Annotated in this window: 14 protein-coding genes; 10 read left to right on the forward strand and 4 right to left on the reverse strand. The window is 66.1% G+C overall.

Annotated elements, in window-relative coordinates; translation table 11 throughout:
• The first annotated feature begins 120 nt into the window (after nt 1-120).
• The 9 genes from mdcA to madM all read left to right on the forward strand — a co-directional run bounded on the left by mdcA (nt 121) and on the right by madM (nt 7,583).
• Nucleotides 121-1,782, forward strand: a complete 1,662-nt coding sequence (gene mdcA / locus RYH74_RS24595; protein WP_015270609.1) for a malonate decarboxylase subunit alpha — start codon at nt 121-123, stop codon at nt 1,780-1,782.
• Nucleotides 1,782-2,726: a triphosphoribosyl-dephospho-CoA synthase gene (locus RYH74_RS24600; RefSeq protein ID WP_317410434.1), complete on the forward strand. Its 945-nt coding sequence runs from the start codon at nt 1,782-1,784 to the stop codon at nt 2,724-2,726. Before mdcA ends, RYH74_RS24600 begins: the two co-directional genes overlap by 1 nt.
• Before the next feature lies 1 nt (nt 2,727).
• Nucleotides 2,728-3,027, forward strand: a complete 300-nt coding sequence (locus tag RYH74_RS24605; RefSeq protein ID WP_024087234.1) for a malonate decarboxylase subunit delta — start codon at nt 2,728-2,730, stop codon at nt 3,025-3,027.
• Nucleotides 3,020-3,868, forward strand: coding sequence for a biotin-independent malonate decarboxylase subunit beta (locus RYH74_RS24610; protein ID WP_025339385.1), 849 nt, complete (start codon nt 3,020-3,022; stop codon nt 3,866-3,868). The genes RYH74_RS24605 and RYH74_RS24610 overlap by 8 nt, the downstream gene beginning before the upstream one ends.
• The gene (gene mdcE / locus RYH74_RS24615; RefSeq protein ID WP_317410437.1) at nt 3,865-4,656 is read left to right on the forward strand and encodes a biotin-independent malonate decarboxylase subunit gamma; all 792 of its coding nucleotides are present in this window, start codon (nt 3,865-3,867) and stop codon (nt 4,654-4,656) included. Before RYH74_RS24610 ends, mdcE begins: the two co-directional genes overlap by 4 nt.
• A 1-nt stretch (nt 4,657) precedes the next feature.
• The gene (locus tag RYH74_RS24620) at nt 4,658-5,272 is read left to right on the forward strand and encodes a malonate decarboxylase holo-ACP synthase (RefSeq protein WP_317410440.1); all 615 of its coding nucleotides are present in this window, start codon (nt 4,658-4,660) and stop codon (nt 5,270-5,272) included.
• On the forward strand, nt 5,269-6,189 hold the full coding sequence (gene mdcH / locus RYH74_RS24625) for a malonate decarboxylase subunit epsilon (protein WP_317410442.1): 921 nt from the start codon (nt 5,269-5,271) through the stop codon (nt 6,187-6,189). The genes RYH74_RS24620 and mdcH overlap by 4 nt, the downstream gene beginning before the upstream one ends.
• A gap of 204 nt (nt 6,190-6,393) precedes the next feature.
• Nucleotides 6,394-6,816 (forward strand): malonate transporter subunit MadL, encoded by a 423-nt coding sequence (madL, locus tag RYH74_RS24630; protein ID WP_003258591.1) that lies wholly within the window; start codon nt 6,394-6,396, stop codon nt 6,814-6,816.
• A 2-nt stretch (nt 6,817-6,818) separates the two neighbouring features.
• Nucleotides 6,819-7,583: a malonate transporter subunit MadM gene (gene madM / locus RYH74_RS24635; RefSeq protein WP_024087229.1), complete on the forward strand. Its 765-nt coding sequence runs from the start codon at nt 6,819-6,821 to the stop codon at nt 7,581-7,583.
• Between the two features lie 173 nt (nt 7,584-7,756).
• Here madM and RYH74_RS24640 read toward each other — a convergent pair whose 3' ends face one another.
• The 4 genes from RYH74_RS24640 to RYH74_RS24655 all read right to left on the reverse strand — a co-directional run bounded on the left by RYH74_RS24640 (nt 7,757) and on the right by RYH74_RS24655 (nt 15,175).
• The gene (locus RYH74_RS24640; RefSeq protein ID WP_317410443.1) at nt 7,757-8,938 is read right to left on the reverse strand and encodes a hypothetical protein; all 1,182 of its coding nucleotides are present in this window, start codon (nt 8,936-8,938) and stop codon (nt 7,757-7,759) included.
• 63 nt (nt 8,939-9,001) lie between these two features.
• Nucleotides 9,002-9,469: a VOC family protein gene (locus tag RYH74_RS24645; protein ID WP_025339339.1), complete on the reverse strand. Its 468-nt coding sequence runs from the start codon at nt 9,467-9,469 to the stop codon at nt 9,002-9,004.
• Between the two features lie 110 nt (nt 9,470-9,579).
• Complete coding sequence (locus RYH74_RS24650) at nt 9,580-11,199, reverse strand: NADP-dependent glyceraldehyde-3-phosphate dehydrogenase (RefSeq protein ID WP_075045366.1); 1,620 nt, start codon at nt 11,197-11,199, stop codon at nt 9,580-9,582.
• Nucleotides 11,200-11,347: 148 nt separating this feature from the next.
• Complete coding sequence (locus RYH74_RS24655) at nt 11,348-15,175, reverse strand: leucine-rich repeat domain-containing protein (protein ID WP_317410445.1); 3,828 nt, start codon at nt 15,173-15,175, stop codon at nt 11,348-11,350.
• A 162-nt stretch (nt 15,176-15,337) separates the two neighbouring features.
• Here RYH74_RS24655 and RYH74_RS24660 point away from each other — a divergent pair, with 162 nt between their 5' ends.
• The gene (locus RYH74_RS24660) at nt 15,338-16,120 is read left to right on the forward strand and encodes an AraC family transcriptional regulator (protein WP_317410446.1); all 783 of its coding nucleotides are present in this window, start codon (nt 15,338-15,340) and stop codon (nt 16,118-16,120) included.
• Nucleotides 16,121-16,166: the final 46 nt, after the last annotated feature.

Genomic DNA, 16,166 nt, shown 5'->3' on the forward strand with positions numbered 1-16,166 from the left:
AGCGACAGCGCATAGGCTAAATCGTTACCCTGACCGTAACGATCAGTGCCTGAGCTTGATTGATGCGCAACCACCCCAGCCCTAAGGTGACCCCCACGACAGCGAACCCGTGGAGTCACCATGACAACAACCAAGAATCCACCGCCGCAATGGTCGCGGCGGCGCGCCGAAAAGCAGCGCCGCCTTGACCGGGTCCGCCACCTCGCCGACGGCGTGGTGCTGCCCACCGAGCGTATCGTCGAAGCCCTGGAACTGCTGCTGGCTCCCGGCGACCGGGTAGTGCTCGAAGGCAACAACCAGAAGCAGGCCGACTTCCTCTCGCGTGCGCTGGCCAAGGTCGACCCTGGGCGCCTGCACGACCTGCACATGATCATGCCCAGCGTCAGCCGCGCCGAGCACCTGGACCTGTTCGAACGTGGCATCGCCCGCAAGCTCGACTTCTCCTTCGCCGGCCCGCAGAGCCTGCGCATTGGCCAGCTGCTGGAAGACGGCCTGCTCGAAGTCGGTGCCATCCACACCTATATCGAGCTGTACTCGCGGCTGCTGGTCGACCTGATCCCCAACGTCACCCTGGTGGCTGGTTTCATGGCCGATCGCGATGGCAACCTGTTCACCGGCCCCAGCACCGAAGACACCCCGGCACTGGTGGAGCCGGCCGCGTTCAGCGACGGCATCGTCATTGCCCAGGTCAACCAGCTGGTGGACCGCGTGGATGACCTGCCACGGGTCGATATCCCGGCATCCTGGGTCGATTTCGTGGTGGTTGCCGACCAGCCTTTCTATATAGAGCCGCTGTTCACCCGCGACCCGCGCCATATCAAGCCGGTGCACGTGCTGATGGCGATGATGGCCATTCGCGGCATCTACGAAAAACACCAGGTGCAGTCGCTGAACCATGGCATTGGCTTCAACACCGCCGCCATCGAACTGATCCTGCCCACCTATGGCGAGTCCCTGGGCCTGAAGGGCAAGATCTGCCGCAACTGGACACTCAACCCGCACCCGACACTGATCCCGGCCATCGAGACCGGCTGGGTGGAAAGCGTGCACTGCTTCGGCACCGAGCTGGGCATGGAGGACTACATCGCCCAGCGCCCGGACGTGTTCTTCACCGGTCGTGATGGTTCGCTGCGTTCCAACCGCATGATGTGCCAGCTGGCCGGGCAGTACGCTGTCGACCTGTTCATTGGCGCCACCCTGCAGGTGGATGGCGATGGCCATTCCTCGACCGTGACCCGCGGCCGCCTGGCCGGCTTCGGCGGTGCCCCGAACATGGGCCACGACCCCCGTGGCCGGCGCCATGCGACCCCGGCCTGGCTCGACATGACCGTGCCGGAAACCATGCTCGAACGCGGTCGCAAACTGGTGGTGCAGATGGTCGAGACCTACCAGGAAGGCGGCAAGCCCACCTTCGTGGAAACCCTCGATGCCGTGGAAGTGGCCAGGAAAGCCGGCATGCCGCTGGCACCGGTGATGATCTATGGCGACGACGTCACCCACCTGCTGACCGAGGAGGGCATTGCCTACCTGTACAAGGCCCGCAGCCTGGAAGAGCGCCAGCAGATGATCGCCGCCGTGGCCGGGGTTACCGCCATCGGCCTGCGACACGACCCCAAGGACACTCAGCGCCTGCGCCAGCAAGGCCTGGTCGCCTTGCCCGAAGACCTCGGCATCCGCCGCACCGACGCCAGCCGCGAACTGCTGGCTGCGCGCAGCATCGCCGACCTGGTCGAATGGTCCGGCGGCCTCTACAACCCGCCTGCACGGTTCAGGAGCTGGTGATGAAAGCACTCGACTTGCAACCGCGTGGGCTTCTTCGCGAGCACAGGAATAGTGATGCATTTGAAGATTACGCGATCCTTGTGGGAGCGGGTTTACCCGCGAAGAGGCCAGCACAGGCAACCGAATTACCCCTGGCCGATCACCTGGCCGACCTGGCCGTGGAAGCCCTGATCGACGAAGCAGACCTGTCCCCCAAACCCGGCCTGGTCGACCGCCGTGGCAACGGCGCCCACCACGACATGACCCTGGCCCTGATGCATGCCTCGGCCCTGGCCCTGTGGCCATGCCTGCGCAACATGGCCGAAGCCGCCCAGGCCATCGGCACCCTCGGCCAGCCCCTGCGCGCCACCCTGGGCCAGCTCGGCCGCGAAGGCGAGGCGGCGATGCTGGCCGCCACCGGCGGGGTCAACACCCATCGCGGCGCAATCTGGGCCCTCGGCCTGCTGGTAGCATCCAAGGCCCTCGACACCCGGGCCGATGCCAACACCCTGGCTGCCCGTGCCGGTCGCATCGCACTGTTCGACGACCCCGCCATGACCACCCAAGACAGCCATGGCCTGCAGATACGCCGTCGCTACGGCACTGGCGGCGCCCGCGAACAGGCGCAACAAGGTTTCCCGGCGGTTATCGGTTACGGCCTGCCACAACTGCAGCGCAGCCGCGCCGCCGGTGCCAGCGAACCTCACGCCCGGCTCGACGCGCTGCTGGCGATCATGGCCGTGCTCAACGATACCTGCGTGCTTTGGCGTAGCGGCCCCACCGGGCTGGCTGCCGTCCAGCACGGCGCCCGTACCGTGCTGAGCGAAGGCGGCAGCGCCACGCTGGCCGGGCGCCGACAGCTGCGCCGGCTGGACCAGCACCTGCTGCACCTGAATGCCTCACCGGGCGGCGCCGCCGATCTGCTGGCCGCCTGCCTGTTCCTCGACAAAGCCGGGAGCCTGTGACATGGAAACCCTGACCTTTCAATTCCCCGCCGCCGCCCCTGGGCGTGGCCGCACGCTGGTGGGCTGCGTCAGCTCCGGCGACCTTGAAGTGCTGATCGAACCCGGCACCGCCGGCAGCCTGCAAATCCAGGTGGTGACTTCGGTCAACGGCAGCGCTGCCCGCTGGGCGCAGCTGTTCCAGCGCCTGTTCGAGGGCCGCACCTGGCCGGCCGTCAACATCGACATCCATGATTTCGGCGCCACCCCAGGCGTGGTGCGCCTGCGCCTGGAGCAAGGCTTCGAGGAGATCGCCCATGACTGATATCGCACGCCTGCTGCACAGCCGCAGCTTTGTCGAACTGGGCGCCCGCCAGCGCGCCCGCGCCGTGCTCGATCCGGGCAGCTTCCGTGAACTGCTGGGCCCGTTCGACCGGCTGATGTCACCCTGGCTGCCGCGCCAGGGCATCGTGCCCCAGGCCGATGATGGCGTGGTCATCGCCAAGGGCCTGCTGAACGGGCGCAACGCTGTGGTTGCCGCCATCGAAGGCGGCTTCCAGGGTGGCAGCATGGGCGAGGTGGGGGGGGCCAAGATCGCCGGTGCGCTGGAGCTGGCCATCGAAGACAACCGCAACGGCATCCCCACCTGCGCCGTGCTGCTGCTGGAAACCGGCGGTGTACGCCTGCAGGAAGCCAACCTGGGCCTGGCGGCGATTGCCGAAATACAGGCGGCGATTGTCGAGCTGCGCGCCTGGCAGCCGGTAGTCGGCCTGGTCGCAGGTTCGGTCGGCTGTTTCGGCGGCATGTCCATCGCCGCCGGCCTGTGCAGCCACTTGCTGGTCACCCGCGAAGCCCGCCTGGGCCTCAACGGCCCGCAGGTGATCGAGCAGGAAGCGGGCATCGGTGAATACGATGCCAAGGACCGCCCCTTCATCTGGAGCTTGACCGGTGGCGAGCAGCGCCACGCCAGCGGCCTGGTCGATGCCTATGTGGCCGATGACATCGAGGCGTTGCGCGAACGCTTGCTGCAATTGCTCGACGAGCCTTCAAGGGATCGCGCCGGTCAACACGCCTGGTTCCTCGAACGCCTGGCCCGGCTGGGCGATGGCTGCCCGCAACTGGATGCCGCTGCCGTGCGTGACCTTTACCAAGGAGAAGCCAAATGAACCGTGCCTTGAACTGGCTGCCGGGCCTGGCCGGCGGGCAAGCCTTGCCCGGCTACCCCGCGTCGTTGCGGGTAATCGACGGCGAACTGGACAACCGCCTGGCGCGTTTCATCGCCGTGGTGCCGGACGCCGACAACCCGTTCCCCCGGGCGCGCTCGGGCGAGGTCGGCCTGCTGGAAGGCTGGGGCCTGGCCAAGGCCGTGAGCGAAGCGGTCGAGGCTGACCGCCATGGCCAGAAGCGCGCCATCGTCGCGGTGATCGACGTGCCCAGCCAGGCCTATGGCCGCCGTGAGGAGGCGTTGGGGATTCACCAGGCTTTGGCCGCTGCGGTGCAGGCCTATGCCCAGGCGCGGCTGGCCGGGCACCCGGTGATCGCCCTGCTGGTCGGCAAGGCCATGTCTGGTGCCTTCCTGGCCCACGGTTACCAGGCCCAGCGCCTGATCGCCCTGGACGATGCCGGGGTCATGGTGCACGCCATGGGCAAGGCGGCGGCGGCGCGCATCACCCTGCGCAGCGTCGAACAACTGGAAGCCCTGGCCGCCGAGGTACCGCCGATGGCCTACGACCTGGCCAGCTACGCCTCGCTGGGCCTGCTGTGGCGCCGCTTGACGGTGGACAACGCCGAGACGCCGAGCAGTGCCGACATCGCCCAGGTACGTGCCTGCCTGGCTGATGCGGTGCGCGACATCGGCAGTTCGAGCGACCTGTCGTTGCGGCTGGCGGGCGAAAACCGCAGCGCCTCGCGCCAGGTGCGTGAACAGCTGCGCCGCCAGTGGCAGGGCGCTTGAGATGAACGCGCCAAGGCCGCACGACCTGCTCTGGGGCATGCCCGTATCGGGCCTGCCTGCTGATGCGCCGCGTTGGGCGCAGGATGCGCTGTTGAGCGGCCAGCCGGTGGTGGTGCGCCGTGCCACTTGTGCGGACGGCTGGGTGGCGGTGGGGCTGCGTGGCCAGGGCAGGGCGCAGCGGTCGGGTGTACTGATGCGGCTGGCCGATATCCAGTGTCAGCAAGGCCCCGAAGCGCTGCGCTGGCAAGCTGAAAGCCCTTGGCCTGCATTGCAGGCCCTGGCCTCGGTCGCCCCGGTACTGGATGCCAGCGGCCTGGCCTGGGGGCCGACAGGTGGGGTGGGGTACCAGATCGCCACCGGTATGGAGGTAATACACGCCGACAGCGACCTGGACTTGCTGCTGCGCACGCCACAACCGCTGGCCCGGGCGCAGGCGCGTGAGCTGCTGGATATCCTCGATTGCGCGCCTTGTCGTATCGACCTGCAGCTGGAAACCCCGGCGGGTGCTGTCGCCCTGCGTGAGTGGGCCGGCTTCGCCCGCCGCGTGCTGCTCAAGTCGGCCCATGGCCCACGCCTGGTCAGCGACCCATGGGCAGCGATGGAGCGTGCAGCATGAGCAGCTTGTTCGCCTTCCCCGGCCAGGGCGCCCAGCAGGTGGGCATGCTGCAGCGCCTGCCTGAGGGTGCTGGGCAATTGCTGGAAGAGGCCAGTGACACCCTCGGCCAGCAGGCCCTGGCGCTGGACAGCCAGCAGGCCCTGCAGACGACCCGTGCCGTGCAGCTGTGCCTGCTGCTGGCTGGCGTGGCCTGGGCGCGCTGGCTGATGCAGCGCAGCCCCGCGCCGGATTACGTGGCGGGCTTGTCGATTGGCGCCTACCCGGCGGCGGTCACGGCGGGCGCCCTGGGCTTTGCCGATGCCGTGCGCCTGGTTGCCCTGCGTGGCGAACTGATGCAGCGCGCTTATCCGCAAGGCTACGGCATGACCGCACTCAGCGGCCTGGACCTGGCCTGTGTCGAACGCTTGCTGAGCGATGCGGGCGGCGAGGTGTATGTCGCCAACCTCAACAGCGACAACCAGATCGTCATCGCTGGCAGCGATGGTGCGATGGCTGCGGTTGCCGCCAGGGCACGCCGCCTGGGTCAGGGCGTGGCCCGGCGCCTGGCGGTCAGCGTGCCGTCGCATTGCCCGTTGCTGGATGGCCCGGCGGCCGAACTGGCCAGTGCCTTCGCCACGGTCGAGCTGCAGCGACCGCGTATCACCTACCTCAGCGGCAGCAGTGCACGGCCGGTGTTCGACCCACAGCGTCTGCGCGACGACCTGGCCGGCAACATGGCGCGGGTGGTCGACTGGCGTGCTACGTTGCGCAACGCCTATGAGCGTGGCGTGCGCCTGCACCTGGAGCTGCCGCCCGGCAATGTGCTCGGTGGGCTGGCCCGGCCGGTGTTCGAACAGGGCAGGGTGGTTGCTGTTGAAGGCACCCGCTGGGACACCCTGGATGCGCTGCTGCGCCAGGAGGTGGCCAACGAACGATGACAGCGGCACCGCGGCGGAAGGTGATCCCTGTGGGAGCGGCTTTAGCCGCGAATAATCCAACGCGGTGCATGGCACCGGCTGCGCCGGTGTTCGCGGCTAAAGCCGCTCCCACAGAGTTCAGTTCCATGGGGGCAAAAGCTGCACAAAAGTGTGTTTACGAAGAACAACAACAAGCAACTTCGACACTACCTGAGGACAACAACAATGATCATCTATGGTGTGGCACTGCTGGCGGTCTGCACGCTTGCCGGCGTCATCGTCGGCGACTTCCTGGGCGTGCTGCTGGGCGTCAAATCCAATGTGGGCGGGGTCGGCATCGCCATGATCCTGCTGATCTGCGCACGCCTGTACATGCACCGCAACGGCGGCATGAGCAAGGAATGCGAGTTCGGCGTGGGCTTCTGGGGCGCCATGTACATCCCGGTGGTGGTGGCCATGGCTGCCCAGCAGAACGTGGTCACCGCCCTGCACGGCGGGCCGGTGGCGTTGCTGGCGGCGGTGGGTGCGGTACTGGTGTGCGGTGCGACCATTGCCCTGATCAGCCGCAGCCACCGCGGCGAACCCCTGCCGGCAGTGGAGGCCGGCCCCGAAAGCAATGTGCAGGCTGCCCCTGCAGGAGGGCGTTGATCATGTGGCCGATCATTGACAATGCCCTGGAACATAACGGTTTGATCACTGCCTTCGCGGTGGTGGGCGCGATCATGTGGTTGTCGGTGGTGCTGTCGAAGTACCTGACCTTCGGCCGCGTGCACGGCTCGGCCATCGCCATCGTCATCGGCCTGGTGCTGGCCTGGGTCGGTGGCACCATAACCGGTGGCCAGAAAGGCCTGGCCGACATGGCGCTGTTCTCCGGCATCGGCCTGATGGGCGGGGCCATGCTGCGCGACTTCGCCATTGTCGCCACGGCCTTCGAGGTGCAGGCCACCGAGGCGCGCAGGGCCGGAATGATTGGCGCGGTGGCGCTGCTGCTCGGCACGGTGCTGCCGTTCATTGTCGGCGCTGCGGTGGCCTACGCCTTCGGTTACCGTGATGCGGTGAGCATGACCACCATCGGTGCAGGTGCGGTGACCTATATCGTCGGGCCGGTGACCGGAGCGGCGCTGGGGGCCAGTTCGGACGTGATGGCGCTGTCGATTGCCACCGGGCTGATCAAGGCGATCCTGGTGATGGTGTTCACCCCGGTATCGGCGCGCCTGCTGGCGCTGGACAACCCACGTTCGGCGATGGTGTTCGGCGGGTTGGCGGGGACGGTGTCGGGGGTGACGGCCGGGCTGGCGGCGACCGACCGGCGCCTGGTGCCGTACGGGGCACTGACAGCCACCTTCCATACCGGGTTGGGCTGCCTGATGGGCCCGTCGATCCTGTACTTCTGCGTACGCGCCCTGGTCGGTTGACAAAAATCTGCTGGACTGCGCAGACCCCTTGCAGGAGCGGCCGTGTGTCGCGATCGGGCCGCAACGCGGCCCCAGCGATATCCGCACCGCAGCGAAGATCCTGGGGGCCGCTGCGCGCCCCATCGCGACACAAGGCCGCTCCTACAAGGTTTTGTGTGTGCCGGTAGATGGGCTCAGCGCTCACGCATGAAGAAACCGGCAACGAATTTGCGGAAGGTTTCCAGGCTCTTGAAGTCGGCGTAGCGCTTGAAGTTCTCGGTATCCGGTTCGGGGCCGATTGGCTGCTCCAGCAACGATACCGACAACACCCGGTCCTGGTCCGAAGTCATTACCAGTTCATCCATCACCTGGCCGCCGATCACCGGGCGGCGCATCTGTACTTTCACACCTTTGCCGGCCATCCAGTCGACCAGCGATACCAGGGCCTTGAGCGGCTCGCGCTCTTCGTCGCGATACACCGGGAACAGGTGGGCGCGGGACAGCACCGGTACGCTGGCGACATGGATCAGCTCGTAGAAATGGCTGCCAGGACTGGTCGGCGAGTACAGCGCCAAGGCCAGCAACGGCCCGGCGGTGCGGTTGCCGCCCCAATACAGGTGGTGGCCCTGAAAGTCGAAGCCGTCTTCACTGCGGTTGTTGAACAGCTTGCGCCCTTTGATCTGGTCCACGCAGTCCAGCAGCAGGCCGTGGCGGCGGTGGTTGCCGAACACCGTGGCTTCGCGCAGGCGGGACTTGAGCATCATCATGTGCTTCATGTCCAGGCGGGTTTCCAGGTAGTTGCTGGCGGGCACCCGTTCCAGCAGCGGATAGCGGCTGGCAACGCTGCGCAACTCGGCAAACTGCCCGGTCAGGTCCTTTTTCAGGTGCGTGGCATACAGGTTCAGGCCGCTGGTCTCGATCCAGGTCAGCAGCAGTGACAGCAGGCGCTGTTGGTCGCGCCGCTCGCTGCCATCGCCGCCGGCACCGGCGGTGCCGCTGCGAAAATCGCCGATCAGGCGCAACGGTGTGTCGGGCGGCAGCCAGGCAGCGGGTGGCGCGGGGTCGTTCTCGCGCTCGGCCGCTTCCCGCTCGTCCTTGGTGAACGGGCAGCCGGGCGCGTGTTCGGCGGTACCCGGGTTGTTCTTGAGAAACAGCGTACCGGTGCTGCCGTTGAGGGTGACATTGAGTACCGGCAAGGCATCGTTGCGGCAGTCGCAGGCCAGCCACTGGTTGGCGTTGCGCACCTTCATCAGCAACTGGTTGGCCTGCAGCAGGCGCGGGCCGGCGAGGCTGCCGGTGGCAAAGCCGACCAGCAGCTCCTCTTCTGCAGGGGTCATGCTACGGACCTGTGCGGCGGTTTTGTCGATGATTCGCATGAAGCAGCTCCCAGCTACGAGCCCCAAGCTTCAAGCAAAGTCGCGCCGCTTTCAACTTACCGCTCAGTTGCCACCGAACATCTTCGCCGCGCGGGCGCGAATTTCGTCGGGGGTCAGGTCCTCCTTGTGGGTGGAAACGAACCAGATGTTGCCGAACGGGTCTTTCAGGGTGCCGCTGCGGTCACCGTAGAACTGGTCGGTCAAGGGATGCAACTGGGTGCCGCCTGCGGCCAGGGCCTGGGCGTAGACCTTGTCGCAGTCTTCGACATACAGGTGCAGGCCCACGCCTGTGCCGCTGAGCTTCTGGCTGGCGGTGAGGCCGCCTTCCATGTCGCAGGGGTCGCCCAGCATCAGCGACGAATCACCGATTTTCAGCTCGGCATGGCCAACGCGGCCGCCAGGGGCATCAAGGCGGAACATTTCCACTGCGCCAAAGGCCTTCTTGTAGAACTCGATGGCCTTGGCGGCGTCGTTGATGGCCAGGTAGGGCGTGATGCTGTGCTGGCCTTCGGGAATGGGTTTGGCTGCCATGTTCGACTCTCCTTGGAAGTGGGCGCCGGTTGGCGCCCTGTTGCTTAGAGTCGTTTGCGCGGATGGAAAATCGACAGGGGCGATAGACCGATTCTCTATAAGCGCGGCGGTCAGAAGATGTAGTCGGTGGTCAGGAAGCTCGACTGCCGGTTGCGAATGATCTCGCTGATCAGTTCCTTGTTGGCCTCCTGGAAGCGCGTTGCGACCAAGGTGCGGATCGAGAACACACGCAGGGCATCATGTACCGACAGGGTGCCTTCGGCGCTGTTCTTGCGGCCGTTGAACGGGTAAGTGTCGGGGCCGCGCTGGCATTGCGCGTTGATGTTGATGCGCCCGACCTGGTTGGCGAAGATGTCGACCAGGCTGCCGATGGTCGCCGGGTCATTGCCGAACAGGCTCAGTTGCTGGCCGTAGTCGGAGTCCAGTACATAGTCGATCACCGTCTGCAGGTCGCGGTAGGGCACTACCGGCACCAGCGGGCCGAACTGCTCCTCGTGGTACACGCGCATGTCGCTCTTAACCGGGTACAGCACGGCCGGGTAGAAGAACGAGCCACGGCTTTGCCCACCGCCTTCGTTGAGCACGCGTGCGCCCTTGGCGGTGGCATCGGCGACCAGGCCGTCGAGGTAGTCGACCTTGCCGGGCTCGGGCAGCGGTGTCAGCGCAACGCCAGGCTCCCAAGGCATGCCGGGCTTGAGCGCGGCCAGCTTGCGCTGGAACTTGTCGAGGAAGGCATCGACCACGTCCTCGTGGACGAACAGGATCTTCAGCGCCGTGCAGCGTTGGCCATTGAACGACAGCGCACCGGTGACTGCCTCTTCGACGGCGTTGTCGAGGTCCACCTGGGGCAGCACGATGCCCGGGTTCTTGGCATCCAGCCCAAGCGCGGCGCGCAGCCGGTGTGGGCGCGGGTGCAGCTTCTTCAGGTCGCTGGCGGCCTTGTGCGTGCCGATGAAGGCGAACACATCGACCTTGCCGCTGGCCATCAGCGCGCTCACCGTTTCCCGGCCACGGCCGTAGATGACGTTGATCACCCCCGGCGGGAAGCTGTCACGGAAGGCTTCGAGCAATGGCCGAATCAGCAGCACGCCGAACTTGGCCGGCTTGAACACCACGGTGTTGCCCATGATCAGCGCCGGGATCAGCGTGGTGAAGGTTTCGTTCAGCGGGTAGTTGTATGGCCCCATGCACAGGGCCACGCCCAGTGGTGCCCGGCGGATCTGGCCCAGCGTGCCCTGTTCCAGCTCGAAGCGGCTGGAACGGCGGTCGAGGTCCTTGAGGGCGTTGATAGTGTCGACGATGTAGTCGCAGGTGCGGTCGAATTCCTTTTCCGAATCCTTGAGGTTCTTGCCGATCTCCCACATCAGCAGCTTGACCACGGCCTGGCGCTGTTCACGCATGCGCGCCAGGAAGGTCTCGACATGCTGGATGCGCTCGGCCACGCGCATGTTCGGCCAGGCGCCACGGCCTTTGTCGTAGGCCTGCACGGCGGCATCGAGGGCGGTGAGCGCGGTGTCGGCATCGAGCAGTGGGGCGCTGCCCAGCACTACCTGATGCTCATCGTTGCCTTCCTTGAGCCAGACCGGGCTGCGCACCGTGGCCAAGGGGCCGTCCCAGCGCCTGAGCTCGCCGTTCACCAGATAGTCGCGTTGTTCCAGGGGGGCTTCCAGGCGCCAGGTTTCCGGGATGTTCTCGGCGCTGGGGAAGAGTGAATCGAGCAGACGGTCCATGGGTACTGCACCTCACATTGCTGGGCGGGTTTCAAGCCGGGGTGAATCGCTTCAGCTAGGAGCATGCACCGGCCACCGGAAAAACACCAGTCTGGCTTAACATGGCGGCAAATGCCTGCCTGTTGTGCAGGCAGGCACCCGGGGGCGGTCAAAGCGGGAGGTTGAACAGGTCGTACGGTGGGTGCGTAAACCATTGCTGACGCAGGGCGGGGTCTGCCTCGATCAGGGCCAGACGCCGCCAGAACTCTGTACGGGCTTGCCTTGGGTGGGACAGGAACGGTTCAAGCTCAAGCAAGGGCCTGAGATCGCGCCGATACTGCAGCGGCAAACGCTGCCACAGGGCCAGTTCTGCGGGGCCGGTCTGTTCGAAGAATTCCTGATAGTCGCTTGCGCATACCATCAGGTCCACCTGATGCGCAGCGTTGTAAGCCTCGATCTGTGCAACCACGGGGACGCCCAGCCATTCGCTTTCCAGGCGCAGCGCCTCTGCGACTGGCCTTGGCACGGTGAAACCGTCTGGCAGCCGCAGCAACTGGTTGTCGGCAATATCCACGATGATGGGCTCGACCATCTGGTCCAGGCCTTGCGGCAATTCGCTGAGCGCACAGTCGTTCAGGAACAGCGTCCTCAGGTAGGCCAGCCCGCTCAGGTCCGGGGCCTGCAGCAGTGGGTTGCCCGAAAGGTCCAGTACTACAAGCCCGGAGCAGCGGTTCAGTGCCTGCTGGGCCTGGCTACTCCAGGTAATTCGGTTGCCTTCCAGATCCAGCCAGGCGAGGTGCTCAGGGTTACCCAGGCGGGGCACGGTGTCGAACCGGCAGTCGGCCAGCAGCAGGCGATTGAGGTTGGGGAAGCGCTCGTAGAACCCGGTTGGCAACTGGCTGAGCGAACGGTTGTAGCTGAGTGACAGGTGCTGCACATGGGTGAAGTCGTCTGGCAAGGCCAGGCTGGCCAAGTCCTGGTTGTCCAGCTCCAGGCCGGACAGGTCCAGGCTGTGCAGGCTGCCACCCCCTTCAAGCGCTACGGTCGACAGCCGCCGCCAGGCGTTGAGGATGGGGCGGATGGCCAGGTGCCGCTGGTGCGGGCGCTGCGGATCGGGCCGGGCCCATTCATGCAGGTCGCGGCGCAAAGTATCCAGACGCTGCTGCAGGTCGTGCAGCCGCTGTGTGGGTGAGCGAATGTCATCGACGTATGGGTTGTCCTCGTCGTTGCCGAGCCAGTTTTCGAATTCCCAGTCGGTGGCGTCGGGGAACAAGCGCCGATAGGCCCCGGCCAGCGAGCCTGCCAGGCGCGGCTGAGGCGGTTCGGGGTCAAGCGGCCGACCGCCGCGCAAGCCGCCCATGGGCTTGCGCAGCAGCGCGCGATGACCCCAGAGGCGTTGGGCCAGTGTCTGTCTGTGCAGGTCGACCCAACCCCGTACGCGCTCGCGTAGCGAGCTGCCATCGGCCGTCGGGATACCCAGCGTATCGCGATGCGAGCGTGGCAGTGCCTGCTCTATGGCACGGCAGAGGTCCGGATCAAGCGGTCCAGGTGCAGGGTGCTCGCCCCGGTCGACCTCATAGCCTTCGGCCGTTTTGATCACACGGCGCAGGGTGCTGGCCTGGTCGCTGCCGACATGCTCCAGCAAAGGGCCTTGGGGGCTTGCGCCATGCAGCTCCAGGCGCAGGTCCGCAGGCCAGTCGGGCATGGCATCCAGGGCGCTGAACAGCAGGCGTTCGCTGTCGCTGCTGGCCCGTGCTGGCTGAAGCACGCCCTCCAAGGCGCGTACCAGGGGCAGCTCGCCGTGCACCTGTTCCAGTGCCTGGCGAACCTGAATGGGTAGCTGACCCTGCTGTTGCCAGGCGAGCGATTCAGCCTCGCCCAGCGGTGTCAGCACACGCGTGGCCAGGGCAGGGGAAAGCCGCGGATAGGCAGCGAGCAGTTTCTGCGTTGACGGGGTGGTGGGCGCGCTGCCGTTGTAGAGGCGCTCGAACAGGCCCGGTGGGGCCTTGTCGGCCAACGCCTCGACCTCGGCCTGTGCCGCCATGCGTTGCAGGGCATCGAGCAACAGCGGGGGCGTTGCTCGGCCTTCCAGGTGCACCCGGCGCAACTGCGTGGCGTCGATGCCGCAGAGGCGGCCGGCTTGCGTCAGCTGTTCTGGCGTGAAAGCGGCATATGCAGGGCCGAGACGGCGCGCCAGCTTCGCGAATGGCCACTGGCCGGGCTGTTCATGCTGGCCGCGCCAGGCGCCTTGGGCATTGTGCATCAGCGGTGGCTGCCAGGCATCGGGCGTATCGGGGTGAATGACCCGCCATTGCTGCAGGTCGTGATCGAAGCGTTGTTCGAAGAGCTGGCCGTCCATGCGGATGAAATACCGGCCCTGATACAGGTACTGGCCAAGTGCATTGGGCTGCAGGGTTTCGGGCAGTGTCACGGCACTGCGGTAGGGGGCGAGGTCTTCATTCCAGAGCCGGTAGCGCCCGTCGTTGCCGCGTACTTGCTGCAGGCTTTCCATCAACGGGCTGTTGAACAGCTTGGGCACGACCTTGCCCGCTGCCACGAACCCTCCGATCAGGGCCAGGTTCAGGCCAACCGCCTCCAGGTGGCGCAGTGCCAGGTGGCGGTCGCCTTCATGCCAGGCCTGGTAGCCCTCGAAGGCCTCGCCGAGCAGTTGGCAGGCAGTGACGGCCAGCATCAGGGTGCCTGCACCCGGAACGAAGAACGCGGCAATACCGAGTGCATCCAGGCCAAGGCTTTCCCATTCCTCCAGGCGCCTGGTTCGCGCGTTGGCATCGGCCATTGCTGTCGGGACCGCCAGCAGGCTGGCTTCGTGCTTGAGGCGGGCCAGGTGCAGGTCCTGGTAGTGGCCGAAAGGCTCGGCCGTGATGGCCACGCGTGTGGGGCGCAGGTCCGCTTGCACTGCGCGCTGCCAAGGGCGGTCAAAGGCCGTGTTGCCCGTGGCGTCGAGGTTCTGCTGCAACAGGTCGAGAAAGTGCGTGCGTTGGTCCTGCCTGATGTAGGCCGTGAAGGCCTGGCGGGCATCGGGCTCCAGCAGCAAGGTCGCCAGCGTGTCGTGTACCGCGTCCAGGTTGCTGCATTGACGCAGGGCCGGGTCATGGCCGGGCAGGTACAGCGCCAGCCCCGCACTGCCGGCATCGATCAGCATGACCTCGTGCAGGGGCGTGCCGAACAGCGCCAGTTGCCAGCACCTCACGGCAGCACCCTGCAACAGCTGTTCGACCTGATCGCGCGTGCTGCCGTCAAGCAGGTGCCGCAGATAGGCAAGGTCGGCCGCCAGGCGCAGGCGGTCTTTCTGAACCCTGATGGCCAAGGCTCGGGTGGCGGGCTGGGCAAGGTGTTGTTCCAGATGGGCCTGGTAAGCCTCACCCAGGTCCAGGTCACGGCACTGTGTGGCGAAAGCGGCCGGCTCAAGTGGCAGCCGTTCCACTTGATAGTGCTCCGACTGCAATGGAAAGTGCGCGACGGGTGATTGCATGCCGAAGGGAGCGGAGCCTTGTACCAGAATCGGCGTGACCTGAATGTTGTCGCCCAGGGCAATGGCACTTTCAGCGATGAACACCTCGTCGCTGGCGAAGTTCTGCAGGGCGGCCTGTAGCAGGTTGTCGCGGCGATGGCGGTAAAGATAGCGCAGGGCTGCCCAGTGCCAGCTGCGCTCGACCCGCAGCAGTTGGCTATTGCGCAGCGGCGCGTGAAAGCCTTGTTCGGCAAGACGCCGTTGCAGCAATGGCTCGGCGAATTCAGTGATCTGTTTCAGGCCTTTGAGCGAGCCGGCCAAGGCTGCTTGCGCCTGCATCAGGCGCGCCTGGCTGGCATGCACTGTGTCACGCAGGTCGGGGGCAGCATTGGCGAACCAGTCCTGCGCCCTCCACGGGGCGATCTGGGTTCGCTTCAACGCGGCCCATTGATTGGGCGTTACCTGGCGTGCCCAGTGCGGCAGCTGCGCCTCGAGCAAGGGTTGATGAGGGTTGATGGCTGGCATGTCGATGCTCCTTTCATGCAAAGAGGGGGCATCAAACGGTATTTATCGATGGCCAGGTGGTAATGGGATAACGCGGGCTGGATATATGGCCTGCGGTTGCCTGCTGATTCCGTGACAAGCGTGTAGTATCCAGGCGCATGGCAGCGGCGAGCGGGGTGAGGGATGATCGAAGTATCACGGTTCTGGCGCGACCCGGCGTTGCCCTTTGTCGAAGCCCGGCGGGTAGGGGACGGGCGCCAGGTGTGCTACGCCGCGCATTCCCACGAGAGCTTTTCCATCGGGGTGATCACGGGTGGGCGCAGCACCTACCTGTACGGTGACCAGTGCATCGAGGTGGCGGCTGGTGCCACGGTATTGATGAACCCAGGCGTGGTGCACGCCTGCAACCCCATCGCCGGGGAGCCATGGTCCTACCTGATGTTGTTCGTCGACATGCCCTGGTTGCAGGCGCAGGGGTTTGCCTTGCCGGCCCAGGCCTGGAGTAGCTCGCCGGTATTGTACCGATGCCTGCTGCAGGCCTTTGCCGACCTGTTCGATGCCAGCGTGCCGGACCGCGAAGGCCGCCTGGCGGCACTGTTTGGCGCACTGCCGGGCATGCTTGGCGGTAATGCCAGCGTGAACGACGAGGGCAACCCGCGACTGGACGCGGCGGCAGCGTTCATACGCGCCCATCGGGGCGACCCGCTGAGCCTGGACGACATCTGCGCGGCCTGCGGCCTGTCGCGTTCCTACCTGATTCGCGCGTTCCGCCAACGCTTCGGCCTGACGCCGCATGGCTACCTGCTCGACCAGCGCGTGCAGCTGGCCAGGGCGCAACTGCGCCAGGGCCGGGCAATCGCCGAAGTTGCGCAGGAGGCCGGGTTTGCCGACCAGGCGCACCTGCAGCGGGCCTTCAAGCAGCACCTGGCGGCGACGCCGGGGCATTACCGCAATGCATTCGGCTGAATTGCCATTTTGGCTGTGATGGCCCTATCGCCGGCAAGCCAGCTCC

Origin of the sequence: Pseudomonas sp. LSJ-87 (assembly GCF_032971465.1) — a bacterium.
Classification (GTDB): Bacteria; Pseudomonadota; Gammaproteobacteria; order Pseudomonadales; family Pseudomonadaceae; genus Aquipseudomonas; species Aquipseudomonas putida_Z.